Genomic DNA, 19,588 nt, shown 5'->3' on the forward strand with positions numbered 1-19,588 from the left:
AATCTAAATGGTCTCGAAACCACGAAGTTAAAAAAATTCCACATGCAAAACCAATTTTTATCTTTGTAAAAAAGGAAACCCATGCAAAAAATAACATTCTTCTGTTTGATCGCGCTGCAATTGGCAACGGCCCAATCGTATAAAATCACTTACCAAAAAGCCTCAAACGGAAAAGTCATCGAACCCCAAGATTTGACTCTTGTTTTTACCGATAAAAACGCCACGTTAATTACGACAGCCTCCATTCAAGACCGCAAAGCGGCTTTTCCATTTGAAGAAACTTGGGTGAATCATACCCAACAAAAAATCTATCAAAAAGGGTATTTGGGTGAAAAACGTACGGCGCTTACAGTCGATAGTATTGCCTTAGCCAAACAAACCTTTGAACTGCTTCCCGAAACCAAAACCATTTTGGGCTATCCGTGTAAGAAGGCTAAAACCATTATCAATTCCAATACGCTGGAATTGTGGTATACCGATGCTTTGGGTGTGAAAGGTTCGCCCTCGACTTTGGGACAAAATCTCGGACTCGTCCTGGAAATTGGACGCAATGGAAATTTTTATACGACGGCAATTAAAATCGAAAAACAAAAAAGTAAATCCCCTGTAACCCTAGAAATTGCTCAAAAACCATTAGACCTATTGAGCTATCGCGATATGTTGTGGAAAAGTCGGTTTACAACGATTCCGATTTTTAAGGATCAAATTCTAAATTTCTCGGACAATTCTACCTCCAACGACAGTATTTTTCGTTTTGCGAATGGAACAATAGCCGTTCGTAAAATCAAATTTCCAGAAATTAAATCCGGAAGTCAAGTGTTTTTGGATTTAGTCGAACAATCGAACGGTGATGCCTATGACCGAACCGGTTCAGTGTTTATTATTCCTATGGATAAAAAGCAATCGTTATGGGATGGATTGCAGCAGGGTGCGAATACCTTACCCATCTATGAAAACGGCAATGGTAAAAAATACCAAGGCATTGTGGCTACTGATCAGTTTCAACCCCTTATCGAATTGATGCGCTTTTTCACTCCCTTTGGTATTCAAAAGTACAATCATATCGAATTGAAAGACAAATCTTGGCATACGCAAGTTCCTTACCGCCAAGACATCAGTGAATTGGTTTCGGCTTATTCAGGGAAAGAAGTTTATGTGGGTGCTTTTATTGGGAATTATGATAAAGGCGGCCATAAAATTTCGATGAATATTACTATCCACCCTGAAGAGGAAGCGCCCAACCGACACGGTGTGGTGATGCCGTTATTCAATACGGTGAACATTATGGAAATGGCGGGTCAAGAATACGGGACCTTGTTCAATCATGAAAAAGGTTTAGTGGTTGAATTCACCTTGGAGAAAGACCTTACCAACGCTCGTTTGCGTTACCTCACAACAGGTCATGGCGGTTGGGAAAATGGGGACGAATTTGTTCCGAAGAAGAATACGATACTTTTGGATGGAAAGGAAGTCTTTCAAGTAACCCCATGGCGCGAGGATTGTGGTTCGTACCGTTTATTTAATCCGGCTTCGGGGAATTTCAACAACGGACTTTCTTCTTCAGACTACAGTAGATCCAATTGGTGTCCCGGAATGGTTACATATCCTTATTATATTGATTTGGGTAATTTAAAAGCGGGAAAACACACCCTTCAGGTTATTATCCCACAAGGCGCAACCGAAGGCAACAGCTTTAGCGCTTGGAATGTTTCGGGGGTGTTATTAGGAAAATAAAAAAGGCTGTCGGGAAAGACAGCCTTTGTTTTTATTTTATCGAACCGATAATATCATGTTTGGTAATAATGTGGAATTTCTTATTGGGCAATTCTACTAAGACCGCTTGATTGTCTTTCGAGAATAATTTTGAAACTTCCTCAATAGGTGCCGCAGCATTCACAATAGGATACGGCTGACTCATCACTTCGCGAATCGGTTTGTTGGCCACATCTTTGTCAGCAACATAACTACGGAATAAATCGGTTTCGTCCACGGAACCCACAAATCCGGTAGTGTCAATTACCGGAATTTGAGAAATTTTATATTTACGCATGCGATCGATAGCATGCGAAACCAATTCCTCGGTACGAACGGTAACTAAAGGTTTATCCAAATGATCTTTGATTACATCTTCGGCTTTGGTGATTTCTTCATCCAAGAAACCGCGCTCGCGCATCCAATCGTCGTTGAACATTTTCCCTACATAACGGCTCCCCGAGTCGTGGAATAAAACAACCACAACGTCTTCGGGTTTGAAGTGTTCTTTTAATTGGTGTAATCCTTTGATACAAGAACCTGCCGAATTACCAACAAAGATTCCTTCTTCCAAAGCAATTTTACGCGTGTAGACTGCAGCATCTTTGTCGGTCACTTTGGTAAAGCCATCGATCAAACTGAAGTCCACGTTTTTGGGTAAGATATCCTCACCAATACCTTCGGTGATGTACGAATAGATTTCATTCTCGTCAAAGATGCCGGTTTCGTGGTATTTTTTAAATACCGAACCGTAGGTATCGATTCCCCACACTTTGATATTGGGGTTTTTCTCTTTTAAATATTTCGCTACCCCTGAAATCGTTCCGCCAGTGCCTACACCTACGACAAAATGAGTTACTTTCCCATCGGTTTGTTCCCAAATCTCTGGACCTGTTTGTTCGTAATGCGCGATAGCGTTGCTGGGGTTGTCGTATTGGTTGACATACCAAGCGTTAGGTGTTTCTTCGGCAAGACGACGCGAAACCGAATAATACGAACGCGGATCATCAGGTTCAACATCAGTAGGGCAAACCACTACTTTGGCGCCAACGGCACGTAGGATGTCCATTTTTTCTTTGGATTGTTTGTCAGAGATCACACAAATCAATTTATACCCTTTGACGATGGCAGCTAATGCCAATCCCATTCCGGTGTTGCCTGAAGTTCCTTCGATAATTGTTCCTCCAGGTTTTAAGCGACCGTCGGCTTCGGCGTCTTCCACCATTTTAAGTGCCATTCGATCTTTTACGGAATTCCCGGGATTGAAGGTTTCCACTTTGGCTAAGACCAAGGCATCAATCCCTTCCACCACTTTGTTCAATTTCACAAGCGGTGTATTCCCGATGGTTCCTAATATATTTTCTGAATAGTTCATTGTACAAAAAATTAAGCGAGCAAAGATAGGAATTTGCCAATAGTTTATGCAATTAGTCGTCTATGAATTACACAGCCCCTACCCCTGATAGGAGCGGCATCCCCGCAACGAAGTGGAGGGATATAGCGGATAGCAGGAAATAGGTCCTTAAAAAAATTACTGGAAAAAGTTCCACACGAAGCCGAAGCGAATAATAAAATCGCGGTACGGCATGCTGGGGGAAGCGTAGTAATTATTTTTCCCGAAGAGTGAGTTCACATGTTCGGCAATCAAGAAAATTCGGGTTTGGCGCACGCGTGCATTGAAGAACACATCGACCACGGGGAAATTCCCGATTTCCTTTTGGGTTTGCACAAAGAATTCACCGAGGATTGGGTTATAATCATTGGCATAGAATTTTGTGAAATAGTTGACGGTAGCTCCAGTTTGCACGAACATGGCGCGATTGAACCAGTGATTGGAATAAAAAAGACTGCTGCGGAAGGTGAGTTCGGGTACGTTGAGTACGGGCTGACTTTGATCTACCTTTTGGTAGAGTGCTGTAATGTCCCAACCCAGACTTCTGAACTTGAACTCGCGATCCACTTTAACCGCGAGATAATTAATACTTTCGGCGAATTGGTGGGGTGTGACAAGCTGTTGATTGGAAACGTTTTGGGTATCTTGAAAATAAAGAAAATCGGAGATATTAGACACCTGAAGCGAAGCATGCAACCATTGGGTATTGGCTTCGGCTTTTAACGTGTTGAATTTCTCATTTTTAAAACTATTGAACCAATTGTAGTTGTTGTAACTGCTTTGATTGAGGATATAATTGTTGTTGGGTAATTTACTTTGGTTTTGGTATTGGAATACAAAATTGTTCTTGTCGTTTACGGTATAGCGCGCTTTCACTTCAAAATTGCGTAGGGATTGTGAAGTAAAGGAATTGGAAAGAGTTGCGATTCCTTTCCATGCGCCTTTACGGTATTCGTATTCACCGCCAATGGTAGCGATAGACGCTTTGAGTTGACCGGGAATTTCGACGGTTCCCACTGTTTTTGCACCGGGAAAATTGTAGAAATAATTGAATTGCTCGATAAAACCCCGAAGCATTCCGAGAGTTTTGTTTTCGAATTGAATTCCGACTCGATTATACAATTTATCGTAGGTCAGTTGATCATTAATATTAGAAGTCGTTGCGGCATCGCCAAAGCGATTAAAGGTAGTAGAGGTGGTTTCACCTGCTAATGTAGTCGAAAGTGTCGCTTGATTGAATTCGAAATATTTGTGTTCGTAATTGAATCGGTGCAATAATACCAGATTATTTTGGGCGTCCTTGGTATTGATGCGCAAGGCATGATCAAAGAAGAGGCGCTTACTTTTTAATACACTGAATGCATCGGTGAGGTAGACTTGCAAACGGGCACGGTTATTATAAATGGCTTCATTCCCTTCAAAATTAGAGAGAGTAGTAATTCCGCCATTTTCCCCATTTAAAAAATCTTGCCCTGCAAAGTGAGCGTTGATTGTATAACGACCTGAAGGCATACGATAGGACGTTGTGAAACGGAAATTTCCGGTACTTGACAATTGGTTGATGTATTTCCCCAACGACCGAAGTCCTTTGAACGCTACCGATACATTTACATTTTTGGACGTATTGATCGCTACCAAAGCATCAACGGACTGTCCTTGCTCCATTACAGTTTTAAAATAAATATCGGATAAGGGAGTTGGAACATGGTAGTAACGGATATCGTTGGCTTCCATAAATCCGTAATGTTTGCCTTTGAAACCCATTTCAGGAAACGTGGAATTCATTTGTTGGCTAAAATCCAAATAGGAATAGGTTTGACCTTCATTGGGGTATTGCAATTGCCCGAAGCGATCTTTGCGTTGGTAATTGTATTGGTAATATTTTTTGATTGTTAATGTGGTATCAACAATAGTGGTGTCTTTTTCAAGAGAATAGATTTTGTACCAAGAAATTGGGGCTTTACGGGCTGCTTCTTTTGCTTTTTCCTCGGTAGTTTTAATCATACTTTTCACGGGTTTTTCTTCTTGATTTTGGGCAAAAGAAAAAATCGAGTAAAAGAAACAAATAACTATGATTAGATTTCTCATTAATATGGTTTTCATCAACTTGGCAAAAATAGACAATGTTTATGAGTCGCGACGGATTTAACAAAAATTTGGAGCAAAAAAAAACGCCTAAAATAGGCGTTTTGGAGTTGGCTATAATAACACCAAATTATTTTTTGGAGAATTTACGAACAAAGATGCCGTTTTCAGAACTGATTTTTACCATATACATTCCGCTTTGTAAAGCACTTACATCAACGGTGTTGTTTACAATTGAACTGGATTGTGCAACCAATTTACCCGTGATATCATAGATATTTACACTATTCAAAGTAAGCTCTTTTGGGTTATTGAAATGAATTTCCGTTGTGGCAGGATTTGGATATACAAAAAATGTATTGTCGGATTCAAAATTTTGGGTAGCCAAATTTAGTCCTGCCGAACCAGAAGCCACCAAAGAAAAATCTTGTGAGCCACCTGTTAGTGTTCCTTTGTGGGTAACTTGAATGGTATACACACCTGGTGTAGCACCGTAGATATTGATTCGTTCAATATTATCGACATCATTATCGGAATCATTTGTTGGAGCAGCGTACACATCATCAGGATTCATTTTCCAAGGATAATACGTTGTACCGTCTTTGATGATTTTTAAATCTAAATTATTTACCAATCGAGGTGTACGTACATCTGGAGTAGAACCCGAATTAACTTGACCTGCTGGGTCTGTCCATCCAATAGCCACATTCAAATCTTGGGTTGAATTGATGGTGAAAGTACGGGTAAAAGTTTGACCGTTATTTAAGGTTATTTCATTCAAAATTGCATTGGAATTGTTTCCTGAAATGATTTGTGCCGCAGCATAACCATCGGCCAACCCCCAACCGAATTCATAATCGGGACCGTTATTCCCTCCTGCTTCACGCGCAGATTGACATAATAGAGTACGCACCGAGGACGACAACATGAAATTGCCGTTATTTAAATTGCTATAGTGCTTTTGCAATAAGGTAATAAGGCCTGTAATAGCTGGCGATGACATGGAGGTTCCTGAAAGAAAACCATATGCCGCATCGGAGGTTGAAATACAAGAATTTACCATAACCCCCATGGCAGCGATATCGGGTTTAATCCGACCATCATCCGTGGGACCATAATTACTAAAAGTAGCCATAATTACGCTCTCTGGTCCGGTATAATCAAGATCCACTTCTACCGCAGCAACGGTTAATACGTTTTTCGCACATGACATGCCCGTTAACAAATCATACCCTTGTTTTTGTTGTACTTGCGATAAGGTTGTTGTACCGCGATCATTCCCTGCTGATTTCACTATTTGATAGTAGGGATAATTGTATAAAACTTCATCTGTACTGTAGGATTGTGAAGTATATTGACCAAACATGTAATTGGATAAATTAGAAGCTACTAGTCCATAGGAATGATTTGAAACCAAAAATCCTTCTCCAGCAAATCCATTCATTTCTCCAATATCTCCTGAGAAATCATAGGTACGTGCTTGTGCTTGGTACGCAAAACCTCTGCGATTAAGATTTACAGCACCTGTAGCAATAATAGTTCCTGTAACATGTGTAGCATGCGTATTAAGTACTGTTGCATTATCCATAGCCGTTACACGACCTGTTAATTCATTGTGAGTAGTTCTTACTTTTTCAGAATCCCAGACCCCAACAGTCATACCGCTTCCTGTGACATTAAGACCTAGCACCCCTCCAGGATACATTGAATTCGCTCTTAATGTTGCAACTGAATCTGCATTATAATCAGGCGAATAATAAACAGGCTTACCATCCCATATAAACTGAATATTTTGAGGATTGGGTGTATTGGGAAATTGAAGAAGATAAGCTTGAATTTCGTCAGCATTCTTTTTTGCTTCTAAAGCTATCTTATCCGTTAATTCGATTTTTTTATAGGGATTAGTTTTTGAAACAATCTTTTGTCTTTCTTCTGAATTTTGAGCAAAAACAAAAGAGGCACACAAAAGGAAAGGAAATATTCTTTTCATAGTGGTAATTTTCTTCAAATATAAAAAAAGAGTTCTGTATCAAACGTTAACAAAATAAAAAAAGGCCGAATAAAATATTCGGCCTTTAACTATATAGAATAACTAATTCTTAGTAATTCGGGTTTTGAGTAATTACAGAGTTTGCATTAATCTCAACTTGTGGGATTGGCAAAGCCCATTTGTAACTATTCATTGGTAAGTTTGATGGATTAGCTGCAGGATAGTTAGCAGAGCTAGAACTATAATCAGCAGGATCTCTATCTAAAGAAGTAACTCCGGCAGCTGAAGCTAAACGTTTTAAGTCGATAAAACGATAACCTTCGAAAGCAAACTCGATTCTTCTTTGTTTTAAGATTTCAGCAAATGCAGCGGTTTGACTAGCAAAAGTAGGAGCAGTTTGTGCTGAACCATTACGAGCATCCAAAATAGATTTAATTGCATTTGCAGCACCTGTTAAATCACCAGCAGCAGCACGAGCTTCTGCTTTAATTAAATACATTTCAGAAATACGAGCTACTTTGTAATCGTTATTATTACCATTAGCAGCAGTTGAAGCCCATGGAGTTCCTGTAGCAGCACCACCGTATTTTTGAATGATTAATTTATCCGTATTTCTGTAATCGGCAGAAGTTGCATATGCAGCATCAACTACAGAAGAAGGAGCTGTAATTGTTCTTAAACGAATATCAGAAATCGTATTGAATTGATTTGCTGGAACGTTTGATGGATTCATCAAGTTGAACAATGCACGGCTTACTTCATAGAATGGAGAACCTGTAGCATTAGGACGAACTGAACACCAACCATTGTGCATATTTGTACCTTGGCTGTTTTGTGCTGGAGTTCTTCTTAAACGGAATAAAACCTCAGTATTTGCAGCTTCGTTATCTGTCCAAAACACTTTAGTATACTCTGAAGTACTCGCTAAAGCAACACCAGATGTAGAAATTACAGTATCAGCCCAAGTTTCAGCATTAGTATAATCTCCTTTTAAAGCATACGCTCTTGCTTTCATCGCTTTTGCGAAGTTAGCATTTGCATAATACGTTCTATTTGTGATACCGTTGTAAGCGTTAGCTCCCAATCCATTGAATAATGCAATTGAAGCATCTAAATCAGCATGAATTGAAGTATAGAATACACCATTAGTAGCACGTTGTAAATTCGTTTCCGTAGAAGGAATAACGCGATCTGCTAAGATTGCTGCTAATGCATTATTATCTTTTACATCTGTAGAGAAATAAGACATTAATTTCAAATGACAATAAGCTCGAACAGCTAAAGCTTCTGCTTTCAAACGGTTAATTTTATCTGCATCATCAGCATCCACAGCATTTGGTAAAATACGATCTGCAAATGCAATAACTCGGTTTGCACGAGATAAAGTAAAATAAGCCGTTGTCCAAATGTTATTTGGAGCTGCAGCAGCAGTATTCATGAAAAAGATATAATCATCAGTTATACCTTGTCCTCCATTAGCAAAACCAATACCTGCCTCATCAGTGAATACTGAAGTAAACACAGCGTCTTCACGAGAAAACATATTGGCATAGGTAGAATTCATTAACCCTTGTAAATCAGTAGATGTTTGAATTGCTACATCTTCTGTCAATGCACCTGGAGTAAATGGTTCTAACAAACCTTCATCACACGATACAAACATTGTACCTGTGAAGATTGACATTAATAAAAGTACTTTTTTCATTTTCAATTTTTTTTAGAATTTAATATCAAGACTCAAAGTGTAAATTCTAGGCGTTGGATATCCGTAAACATCCGCATCGCGATCACTTTCTGGATCGAAACCTTTCCATCTTGTAATTTTGAAGATATTTTCACCTTGAACCATAATCGAAACGTCTTTCATGAATGTTTTTTCGATTAATTTCTTAGGTAATCTGTAACCTAATTGCAAGTTTCTTAAACGAACATAAGAAGCATCCATTAAAAACTTATCTGAATTATCAACAGCACCATAGTTAGAAGCTGTTAATGAAGGTACATCAGTATTAGTATTTGTTGGAGTCCAAGCATTTAACAACTCAGAACCTACTGTAAATTGACCTAAGTTAGTTGGATCAAATAAGTTTTGATAGTCATAGTCATATCTCCAAACACGGAACGCATACGTGAATGTTGCTGAAGTAAAGAAACCTTTATAATCAAAATCAAATCCGAAACCTCCTTGGTAAACAGGAATTCTATTTTTTCCAGATGCTACAGCATCGGTTGCCTGTGGCGTTTCAGTAATTGTTCCATCAGCTGCTTGGAATAACATGTTACCATTTGATTGGTTAACACCAACATAGTGATATACTACAGGTTCATCGATTAACCCTCCATTTTGAGTAACGTAAACAGGTTGCGTACCCACTTGAATTTTACCAGTTCCAGGTAATCCGCCTACTAAGTTACGGTTATAACTACCATTTCCTCTTAATGTTAAGGTCATGTCATCTTTCTTAATTAAATCATAAGCAAGATTTAACTCAACCCCTTTGTTTAATACATAAGCGTCAGTATTTTGTGTAATACTTGTTGTACCCACATAAGGAGAAACTGGTTTACCTAAATACAAATCAGTTGTTTTTTTGTTGTAGTAATCAAAAGTACCACGGAATCTTCTATTGAACATTTCGAAATCGAAACCAATGTTAGATTGTTTAGTTGTTTCCCAACGTAAGTTAGGATAACCAAAACTAATTCCGTAACCTGTACCACTGTTGTAAACGTTGTTGGCTAATGAATAGATATCCGCAAATCCTGGAGGGATAATACCTGCATATTCAGTACCATCAACAACACGTTGGTTACCTACTGTACCGATAGACCCTCTTAATTTCAACATATTTACAAACTTCAAGTTGTTTTTGATAAATCCTTCTTTATCTAAATTCCAACGACCTCCTAATGACCAGAAGTTTGAAGCATTATTTGTTTTCAAGAAACGGCTTGATTGGTCTTTACGAATCGATGCTGCTAAACCGTATTTGCTATCGTAATCATAACTTAAAGAACCAAAATATGAAATCATGTTCAAACGCAAGTTAGAAGCTGAAATCTGTGGAGCATAAAAGTCATTAGCAGCCGTATCAGTTAAATAACCCGCACCTGTACCCGGAACGAAAGTTTGAGGATTCAAACCACGTTGACGCATATTGTTTGTTTGCACTCTTGAGTGGTTGTACTCAATGTTTAAGTCTGCATCTACAGTATGTTTACCAAACGACTTGCTGTAGTCCACTTGCCATAATTGGTTATATCGGAACTCACGACGTGCGTTAGTATCTTCGAAACCACCATATTGCTGACCTGCAGCTAAGAACAAGAACGCATTAAAAGAAATTGGGTGCTCAGACTGTTGGAAACGAGTAGTTAACAACTCACCTGAAGATCTACCTCTTAAAGTTAAGTCTTTTAACAACTTATAAGAATATTCTGTAGACACGTTCATACGCATCTCATCAGTTAAATTCGTATATGTTTTTAATTTGTCAACCAAGAATAATGGTGTGTATAACAACGTACCATCTGCTTGATACAAATCAAATAATTGTTGAGAATTTTGGTATTCATCAGGAGAAACATAAGGTACAGAAGCATAAGCACCTAACGCATAGTTACGGTTTACTGCACCACCTCCTAAATTCGTTGCTTCATTATTTTTAGAGAAACCTAAAGCTGTATTTACCGAATAGTTGAATTTCTCATTATTGGATTTTCCATTAATGTTATTTCTTAAAGTAAAACGCTTTAAACCAGTCGTATTCAAAACCCCTTGTTGATCAAAATAACCAACAGAAGTAAATGAGTTGATGTTTTTAGCACTATTTTCAATAGCTAAATTGTGAGAAACGGAAGTCCCTTTTCTAAAGAAATAGTTTACCCAATCCGTATTTACGTTATAAGCTGCAATTTCTGCATCTGTTAAAGTAGAACCTCTACCAACACCATAGTTTTTCTCAATAGTTAATAACTCTCTAGAATTAGCGTAGTTATAACGAGGTGTTTGCAATTCAGTCATACCAATTTGAGAAGTATAACGGAATGAAGTTTTAGCATCTTGACCAAAAGAACCTTTTTTGGTTTTGATTACAACAACCCCATTTGCACCTCTAGAACCATATTCCGCTACTGCAGCAGCATCTTTCAACACCTCTACATTTGAAATATCATTAGGGTTGATTGAACGGAAGTTGTCCGCATTAGTCGGGAAACCATCAATTACATACAATGGATCTGAGTTACCATTAATTGTACCCAAACCACGAATGATTACTGTTGATTTTGCTCCCGGCTGTCCAGTACCTGCAGTAATGTTAACCCCTGCTAACTGACCTTGCAACGTATTCATTACGTTTGCATTTGGACGGTTTTCAATAGTTTTACTAGATACTGAAGCAGAAGAAGAAACTGCTTTTTCTTTAGCAATGGTTTTGTACCCTTGTACAACAACCTCTTTCAAAACTTGCGCTTCTTCTTTAAGCGAAACTTTGTAGCTGTTAGCTGCACCTACTTTTACTTCTTTTGACTCATAACCTGCAAAAGAAACAACAAGTACATCTCCTACTTTTGCTTTGATAGAGAAGTTACCTTCCATATCAGCTTGCACACCATTGTTGGTACCTTTAACTTTCACGTTAGCCATAGGCAATGTAGCCTTACTATCGGAAACTGTACCCGTAACAGTTTTCTCTTGTGCAAATGAAAACTGCATTGTTAACGCCATGAATAGCGTAAAAATCCATTTGAACTTCGATCTCATATTAAATTTATTTGAGTTAGTTATTCCGCAAACTTCCTAATTAATTCTTAAAAAAACAAATAATACTTCGGAATATTACCGTTTTCTATTGTTAAAGTTTATCAGACATAGCTTAACTTTGTGGTTGCAACACATTTTAAAGATGTAAATAATTACAAAAGGTTGCGTCAAAATTTTAAGAATTTATTTCTGTTTACGTTATGTTAAAATTTAACTTTTCCGATTTTGAATTCGAATGCGGCACCGACGAAGCCGGAAGAGGTTGTTTGGCCGGACCCGTCACCGCAGCTGCTATTATCTTAAAACCGGAATTTTCCATAGAACAACTTAACGACTCCAAACAGCTTTCTGAAAAAATCAGACACTTAATACATCCGGAAATTGAAACCCAAGCTTTATCCTTTGCCGTTGTTCATCTCGAACCCGAAATCATTGACGAAATCAACATTTTAAACGCTTCCATAAAAGCCATGCAGGAATGCATTAAAAAATTGCAACCCCAACCGCAATTTATTATTGTCGATGGTAACCGATTTAAACCCGTTCTTGACATCCCTTTTCAAACGATTGTAAAAGGAGATGCCAAATACATGAGCATAGCCGCTGCTTCAGTCTTGGCCAAAAACGAAAGAGATGCCTACATGGATCGTATTCATGAAGAATATCCTATGTACAATTGGAAAAAAAATAAAGGCTACCCTACAGAAGAACATAGAGAAGCCATTCGAAATTACGGCACCACAAAATACCACCGTAAAAGTTTTCGCTTATTACCCGACCAACTTAGTCTGGATTTCGGTATTTAATTAATAATCTCGGCTTCAAAAAGCTGTGAAAAATAGCGGATTATTTTTTGTTGTACTTCCAATTCATCCACTGCCCTACCTAATTCCACATGTAAAGACGTCACACCTTTACCACGTATCCCACAAGGAATAATATTATCAAAATACCCCAAATCGGCATTTACATTTAAAGCAAATCCATGCATGGTCACCCAACGACTGGCGCGCACGCCCATAGCGCAAATTTTTCGAGCAAAAGGAGTTCCTACATCCAACCAGACGCCTGTTTCACCATCACTACGCACGCCTTTTAAACCGTAATCTGCCAGAACCATGATAATCGCTTCCTCTAATAATCGTAAGTACTTATGGATATCTGTGAAAAAATTCTCCAAATCTAATATGGGATAACCCACAATTTGACCAGGTCCATGATAAGTAATATCTCCGCCCCGATTAATTTTGTAAAAATTGGCTCCTTTAGCTTCTAATTGTTTTTCACTCAATAATAAATTAGAGAAATCACCACTTTTGCCCAATGTATAAACATGCGGGTGCTCTACAAAAAGAAAATAATTCGCTGTTTCAATATCAGGCTGTGTCCTTTTTTGCAATTTATCTGCAACGATACTAGAAAACAACTCCTCCTGATAATCCCATGTTTCCTTGTAATCTTTACGCCCTAAATTTTGAAGTTGCACCTTTTTATTCATGTTATTTTTGAATCAAATTCTTTACGGCAAAGATACGAAAAGCCATTTCCTGATCGCGCAAAATGAAACCTTATCTATATAACCCAATTAATCTGTTCTGAATATTGATTCTTTTTGACTAATAATTTATCTTTGCACGCTAAAAATAATTCTATGCAACTTTCCGAACAAGAGCTCATTCGTAGAGACAAACTCAACCAACTTCGTACCTTGGGGATAAATCCTTATCCCGCTCAACTTTTTCCTGTGGACCATACTTCCAAACAGGTGAAAGAATCGTTTGAAGAAGGGAAGAAGGTAATTGTTTCCGGTCGTTTGATGAGTGTTCGTGATCAAGGGAAAGCCGCTTTTGCCGAATTACAAGATAGCGAAGGTCGCATCCAGTTGTATTTTAACCGCGACGTTATTTGTCCCGGTGAAGATAAAACCATGTACAATACCGTTTTTCGTAAACTCACCGATTTGGGTGATTTTATCGGAATAGAAGGTGAATTGTTTTTAACGAAAGTGGGCGAAAAATCCATTCGCGTGGACCATTTCACTTTTTTGAGTAAAACACTCCGCCCGCTACCCATGCCCAAAGTTGATGAAGAAGGCAAGGTGTATGACAAATTCTCCGACCCCGAGTTGCGTTATCGTATGCGTTATGTTGACTTGGTGGTGAATCCAGAAGTCAAAGATATTTTCATCAAACGCACCAAATTATTCAACGCCATGCGTACGTATTTCAATACAGCGGGTTACATGGAAGTTGAAACTCCTGTATTACAATCCATTCCGGGTGGTGCCTCTGCCCGACCATTTATTACCCACCATAATTCATTAGACATTCCTCTATATATGCGTATTGCTAATGAATTGTACTTAAAACGATTGATCGTTGGTGGCTTTGATGGAGTGTACGAATTTTCCAAAAACTTCCGCAACGAAGGAATGGACCGCACACACAATCCCGAATTCACAGCGATGGAAATCTATGTAGCTTACAAAGATTACAACTGGATGATGGAATTCACCGAAAATTTATTGGAATATTGTGCCTTACAAGTTAATGGCACTACGCAAGCAACATTTGGAGAACATCAAGTTGATTTTAAAGCACCCTATGCGCGTGTCACCATGACAGACGCTATTAAAAACTTCACCGGATTTGACATTACTGGAAAATCAGAAGAAGAATTGCGCGAAGCGGCTTTATCTATGGGCATTGAGGTGAATGAAACAATGGGGAAAGGCAAATTAATTGATGAAATTTTTGGCGCAAAATGCGAAGGTCAATTCATTCAGCCGACCTTTATTACAGATTACCCCAAAGAAATGTCACCTTTGTGTAAATCACACCGTGACAACCCTGATTTGACGGAACGTTTTGAATTGATGGTTTGCGGAAAAGAAATTGCCAATGCGTATTCTGAATTGAATGATCCTATCGACCAACGTGAACGCTTTGAAGCCCAATTAAAATTGGCCGAAAAAGGAGACGATGAAGCGATGTTTATCGATCAAGATTTCTTGCGAGCCCTTGAATATGGTATGCCTCCAACTTCTGGTTTAGGAATTGGAATGGACCGCTTAATCATGTTTTTAACAAATAACGCCTCTATCCAAGAAGTGCTTTTCTTCCCTCAAATGCGACCTGAGAAAAAACAAGTAGAAATGACGGAAGATGAAAAATTAATTATCGGATTTTTAAAAGCAGAGGACAATCAACCGCTTGGTGTTTTAAAAGAAAAATCACAATTAAGTGGGAAAAAATGGGACGCTGCCATGAAAGGTTTAGCAAAACACGGCTTAACTAAAGTGGTAGTAGATGGTGAAAGCAAAACAGTTCAACTCGTTTAAATTTCACTCACATTATTCATCCTAAGGATTTTATTTTTATATTAGCATCCAAATAAAGATAATTATGAAAAAAATAGCTATAGCCCTGTTTACGTTTTTTGCAGTCCAAATCGCAGCTGCTCAAAAAACTACGGAAACAGCCAATCCTAAAGTGGTTGCTGCCTCTGAAATTGAAGCATTGAGTAAAGCAGTTCCTATGGACGACAACTTAAAAAGTAGTTATGCTACCTTATTTGTACTTCGCGCCCAAGAAATTGCAAGCACTACTGATGAAGCTAAAAAGAAAGAAATTTTTGATATGTATGCTCAAAAATTATGGTGGGGATTGAATGAAGAACAACGCGCTAAGCTAGAAGCTAACAAAGATTTATACAACAAAATCATGGTATATAAAAAATAAAAAAAGAGGTCAGTAGTAGACCTCTTTTTTTATAATGCATAATTCAAATTAATTCCGATACGACTTCGAGCATTCACATTACCTGCCATTAAATTTTGATGCAAAGGCAACATTACATTCGCGCCTAAAGACCACTTCCCTATTCCGGCTTCAAATCCAATTTTAGAAAATAAAACCGAGCCATTCGTTTCTTTCAACTTTTGACCGTGTTGGTAATTGTGCGCATAAACTTCTCCGCTTACTCCTAATTGAGGTGCCAAAGTCATTTTATCTTTATTCCAGATATAATAAAGTGTTCCCGCATAATTAAATTGATTCCCAAAACGATAGCCTTTTGAATTCTCGGATTTATTTGTATAATTCATCACGGCATTCACTCCAAATTGCCTGTAGCGAAGAGTATAATCTGTTAAAAAAATAGCATCCCAACTCCCTGTTCCCAATTGATACCCCGGATTGACACTTCCGTTGTTTGCTTGGTCAAAAACTCCGGTAGGCATTTTTACACCACCCCCAACGATAAAGGTGTGTTGAACGGTCAGACTATCTTTTTTTAAATTCTGATATATTCGATAATTACCCAATAAAGTAATATCTCCTAACCCTTGCATGGACTGCGAACCCGTATTGGTTTGGCGTTGGTGAAAATGATACGGTACTAAAACTGAAACCTGTATTTTTTTACCCAATGGCAACCGACTCCACACTTGGAGCGTATTGTATTGTTCATCGTACCAAGGGGAATTGGAATACAATCCATCATTTGTACGATAAAATTGGTACAAATAACGCATTCCTAAATAATTTGCATTAAGTAACGAACCAAAGCCCATACTGCCTCCACTGGCGGAACATCCACAAGAATCACAATCGTCCATGGTAAACTTGAAAGATTGAAAAGCAGTTGGACTCGGAAAAGGCAGAGTGTCTTTCACATGAGCATGCATAACCGTAACCGTGAAAAACAAAAAAAATATTTTTTTCATAACTAAAATTCTGAAAAACGAACATCATGAATAAATTCCATGTCCGTTAAGGTTTTTAAAAAAGCAATTAATTGCGATTTCTCGGTAGTATTTAAAGGAATTCCTAATGTAGCACCCGTTGTGAAAAGCGGGTCTAAATTAGGCGTATTGACCATTCCCGAATTGTAATGCTCCAAAACTCCTTCCAAGGTAAAAAATCGCCCGTCATGCATATACGGTGCTGTCAACTCAACATTACGAAGACTGGGCACTTTAAACTTATAGCGATCTGATTCCAATTCGGTTACCCGATAACGCCCCACATCATTCACTTGTGGATTAATAGGCAAACCGTTATTTCTGTAACTATTATCGGTAAATAAATCGGTCGCGTGACAGGTCGCACATTTTTGATTAAAAACGGCATATCCCGCCAATTCCGTGGCAGTTAATTCGCCACCCAATTCATTTCTTCGGTATTTATCAAACCGCGAATTGGAAGAAACCATCATGGTCATAAATTGACCCAATGCTTTTAGCATATTTTCGGAATTGATTTTCCCGTCTGTAAAGGCATTTTTAAACATCTTTTTATAGGTAACATCCGACTTCATCATGGTCAATGCTGCATCAAAATTTCCGTTCATCTCAATCGGACTCGTAAACGGAATAATGGGTTGTAAATCCAGGTGCGTGGTAGCACCATCCCACATGAAAGCCGTTTGAAAGGCTAAATTTTGAATAGGTGGTGAATTCCGCGTTCCTTGTGCATTATTGACACCATGACTGATGGAATGTCCGTGATGCGTAAAAGCATCGGCTTGAATATGACAAAATCCGCAGGACACCAATCCATCCGAAGATAATCGTCCTTCGTAAAATAATTTTCGCCCCAGTTCAAATCCGGCCTGAGTGGGAGGATTATTCTGCAAATTGTAAACTATGTCAGGAAAATTTGACGGCTTATTAAAAGCTAACGGCACATCTACATAGACCTCTTGATTGGAACAACTGTAAAGCATTCCAATCATCATAATTACTACTAACTTTTTCATGATAAAAAAGAAAATAAGGCGTCACCTTAGCAACGCCTTTATCATTTTTAGTCATTATGAACGTGTTCGACTTCGAACATATTCGCCAAATTTGCAGTAATCAATGCTAAATTGGAACCACCCATAATCATAGCACCCATTCCCATACCATTAGCGGCTGATAAAGAGATGGTGTTGGTACCATCAATCAATTGTGATGCATCTGCCATAATGTGCACTTGAGGCGTAATGTTTGTACGAACCAAGGCATTAGACGGGAAGTTCAACGTTACCGTAGCATAATTATAATCGGTTCCTGTTTGGCCTGTATGCACCATAAACGAAGTGTCTGAAGAAACTGAAGGAGCCGTAAATGTCCCTTCAAAAGCGACAAACTTATACCCTGCGCTCCATGACCACATCATGCCTGCATTTTGTGCTTGTGTTAAGAAATCACCTTGACCTGTAGCGCCCAAATTAAATTGATCTTGATCAACGCCGATACCGAAAGTTACTTTCGTATAATTACCTGCGGGAACATTGGTTAAGTTTAAAAGTAATGAAGTAGGTGTCAATTCATCTACAATAAAGTAGCTCTGACTTTTGGGATAGGTAAAAACCGTTCCGTCTTCTTTTGTGAGTTTGATATTGCTAATAATGTATTTCAATTTAGAAACCTTAACCACTTCGCTATTGGAATTGGTATAGGCTGTATTCATGGCCAAATCAGCCGATTTATAAACATTGTCAAATTCTAATTTTAATGTTCCTTCACCAGTGATATTGGAGTTGGCATCATCATTTGAACAAGATAGTAAAGTAAGGGCCATAGTCACAACTACCGCCATATTTTTGAAAAAAACTTTCATATAAACAGTTTAAAAATTTAAAAATAATAATAGAGTACACCATGTCTTGGTTGAAGACATAGTGAAAATATCCACAGTGATGTGGATGAAAAGATTAAGAAAATTTTTAAACGGTTGGTGGATGAAAAAATGTTGTATTCAATGTATACGAATACTGATTGGAATAGGAAGGAATTGGAATATAATATAGGGGCTCAATTGGAATACGAACTGATTCAACTTCAGTTAGCACAAATGGAATTTCCCACTCTACTTTGACATTGCTTTTTTTGTCTTTCTGTTCAGACTTTTCTGTTTCGGAAGCTTTGGCCAATTGTTTCATCAAGTGACACCTTCCGTTACATTTCAGTTCGGGTTTCGCTTTATTTTCGCACAAAACTTTAGCAATATACTCATAATTCAAAAAGTAATCAACCACCGGAAATACGGGTTTGAACACCAATAAAAAAACAATTATGAGTACACTTTGTTTCACTTTGCAAAAATACATATAATTTTAAGTAATTTTAAACCCTGAAACTTTAATTTAGTAATATTCTAAAAAAAGAGAGAAATGAAAAAATTCGTGTTTATCATGGTCTTTTTCACTTGTGTTTTCGTGAATGCACAAGTAGAAAAAACGGGGACTCCTCCAAAATTAACCACTGCAGAAAAAACTACTATTTTGTACAATCGTTTGACAAAAGGATTAACGGTAACTACAGAACAGAAAGATAAAATTCTTCCTTTAGTTGAAAAAATTGTCCAAAATCGTGAGGCTCATATTGCCGAATTAAAAGGTAAAAAAGACAACGGCGCTTTGAAAACTAAAGCGGAACTAGCCGAACTTCGCCAAAAACGGGATGCAGAAGAAAATGCGTTTAAAGAAGAAATGAAAAAGATTCTTTCCCCTGAGCAGTATACAATTTTTGAAGAAGGATTGCGTCCTAAAAGAAAAATGATGGCTGAAAATGGGACTGAGTTGGGCGAACCTACCAAAGAGGCAAAGCCTTAAC

At 38.1% G+C, this 19,588-nt stretch carries 15 protein-coding genes; 5 read left to right on the top strand and 10 right to left on the bottom strand.

The genetic code is table 11. The features are described from left to right. Nucleotides 1-81 precede the first annotated feature (81 nt). Nucleotides 82-1,734 carry a PNGase F N-terminal domain-containing protein gene (locus tag OLM45_RS00250; RefSeq protein ID WP_264510969.1) on the top strand — a complete coding sequence of 551 codons (1,653 nt, stop codon included), beginning with the start codon at nt 82-84 and terminating at the stop codon, nt 1,732-1,734. Between the two features lie 31 nt (nt 1,735-1,765). Here OLM45_RS00250 and OLM45_RS00255 read toward each other — a convergent pair whose 3' ends face one another. The 5 genes from OLM45_RS00255 to OLM45_RS00275 form a co-directional block, all read right to left on the bottom strand. Next, nucleotides 1,766-3,127: a pyridoxal-phosphate dependent enzyme gene (locus OLM45_RS00255; protein WP_264510971.1), complete on the bottom strand. Its 1,362-nt coding sequence runs from the start codon at nt 3,125-3,127 to the stop codon at nt 1,766-1,768. Between the two features lie 156 nt (nt 3,128-3,283). Next, on the bottom strand, nt 3,284-5,149 hold the full coding sequence (locus OLM45_RS00260; protein ID WP_264510973.1) for a putative porin: 1,866 nt from the start codon (nt 5,147-5,149) through the stop codon (nt 3,284-3,286). 211 nt (nt 5,150-5,360) lie between these two features. Continuing rightward, a complete protein-coding gene (locus OLM45_RS00265) occupies nt 5,361-7,220 on the bottom strand; it encodes a S8 family peptidase (RefSeq protein ID WP_264510975.1) in 1,860 nt (619 codons plus the stop codon). 109 nt (nt 7,221-7,329) lie between these two features. Continuing rightward, entirely contained in the window at nt 7,330-8,925 is a 1,596-nt protein-coding gene (locus OLM45_RS00270; RefSeq protein ID WP_264510977.1) for a RagB/SusD family nutrient uptake outer membrane protein, read from the bottom strand. A gap of 12 nt (nt 8,926-8,937) precedes the next feature. Next, nucleotides 8,938-11,985, bottom strand: coding sequence for a SusC/RagA family TonB-linked outer membrane protein (locus OLM45_RS00275; RefSeq protein WP_264510980.1), 3,048 nt, complete (start codon nt 11,983-11,985; stop codon nt 8,938-8,940). A gap of 200 nt (nt 11,986-12,185) precedes the next feature. Between OLM45_RS00275 and OLM45_RS00280 the strand changes: the two genes are divergently transcribed. Next, entirely contained in the window at nt 12,186-12,791 is a 606-nt protein-coding gene (locus OLM45_RS00280; RefSeq protein WP_264510982.1) for a ribonuclease HII, read from the top strand. Here the strand turns inward: OLM45_RS00280 and lipB are convergent. After that, nucleotides 12,788-13,483, bottom strand: coding sequence for a lipoyl(octanoyl) transferase LipB (gene lipB, locus OLM45_RS00285; protein ID WP_264510984.1), 696 nt, complete (start codon nt 13,481-13,483; stop codon nt 12,788-12,790). The two genes, OLM45_RS00280 and lipB, sit on opposite strands and share 4 nt — an antisense overlap. Nucleotides 13,484-13,636: 153 nt before the next feature. On the opposite strand from lipB, the gene lysS reads away from it, so the two are divergent. Beyond that, entirely contained in the window at nt 13,637-15,325 is a 1,689-nt protein-coding gene (gene lysS, locus OLM45_RS00290) for a lysine--tRNA ligase (protein ID WP_264510986.1), read from the top strand. A gap of 64 nt (nt 15,326-15,389) precedes the next feature. Next, the gene (locus OLM45_RS00295; RefSeq protein WP_129461588.1) at nt 15,390-15,725 is read left to right on the top strand and encodes a hypothetical protein; all 336 of its coding nucleotides are present in this window, start codon (nt 15,390-15,392) and stop codon (nt 15,723-15,725) included. Between the two features lie 29 nt (nt 15,726-15,754). Here OLM45_RS00295 and OLM45_RS00300 read toward each other — a convergent pair whose 3' ends face one another. The 4 genes from OLM45_RS00300 to OLM45_RS00315 form a co-directional block, all read right to left on the bottom strand. Then, nucleotides 15,755-16,711 carry a transporter gene (locus OLM45_RS00300; RefSeq protein ID WP_264510988.1) on the bottom strand — a complete coding sequence of 319 codons (957 nt, stop codon included), beginning with the start codon at nt 16,709-16,711 and terminating at the stop codon, nt 15,755-15,757. Nucleotides 16,712-16,713: 2 nt separating this feature from the next. Continuing rightward, entirely contained in the window at nt 16,714-17,745 is a 1,032-nt protein-coding gene (locus OLM45_RS00305) for a cytochrome-c peroxidase (RefSeq protein WP_264510990.1), read from the bottom strand. Nucleotides 17,746-17,792: 47 nt separating this feature from the next. Beyond that, entirely contained in the window at nt 17,793-18,593 is an 801-nt protein-coding gene (locus OLM45_RS00310; RefSeq protein WP_264510992.1) for an MbnP family protein, read from the bottom strand. A 106-nt stretch (nt 18,594-18,699) separates the two neighbouring features. Continuing rightward, nucleotides 18,700-19,083, bottom strand: coding sequence for a hypothetical protein (locus tag OLM45_RS00315; protein WP_264510993.1), 384 nt, complete (start codon nt 19,081-19,083; stop codon nt 18,700-18,702). Between the two features lie 63 nt (nt 19,084-19,146). Here OLM45_RS00315 and OLM45_RS00320 point away from each other — a divergent pair, with 63 nt between their 5' ends. Continuing rightward, nucleotides 19,147-19,587 carry a hypothetical protein gene (locus OLM45_RS00320; protein WP_264510994.1) on the top strand — a complete coding sequence of 147 codons (441 nt, stop codon included), beginning with the start codon at nt 19,147-19,149 and terminating at the stop codon, nt 19,585-19,587. Nucleotide 19,588: the final 1 nt, after the last annotated feature.

The sequence above is a fragment of the Flavobacterium sp. N1719 genome, from assembly GCF_025947045.1.
Lineage (GTDB): Bacteria > Bacteroidota > Bacteroidia > Flavobacteriales > Flavobacteriaceae > Flavobacterium > Flavobacterium stagni.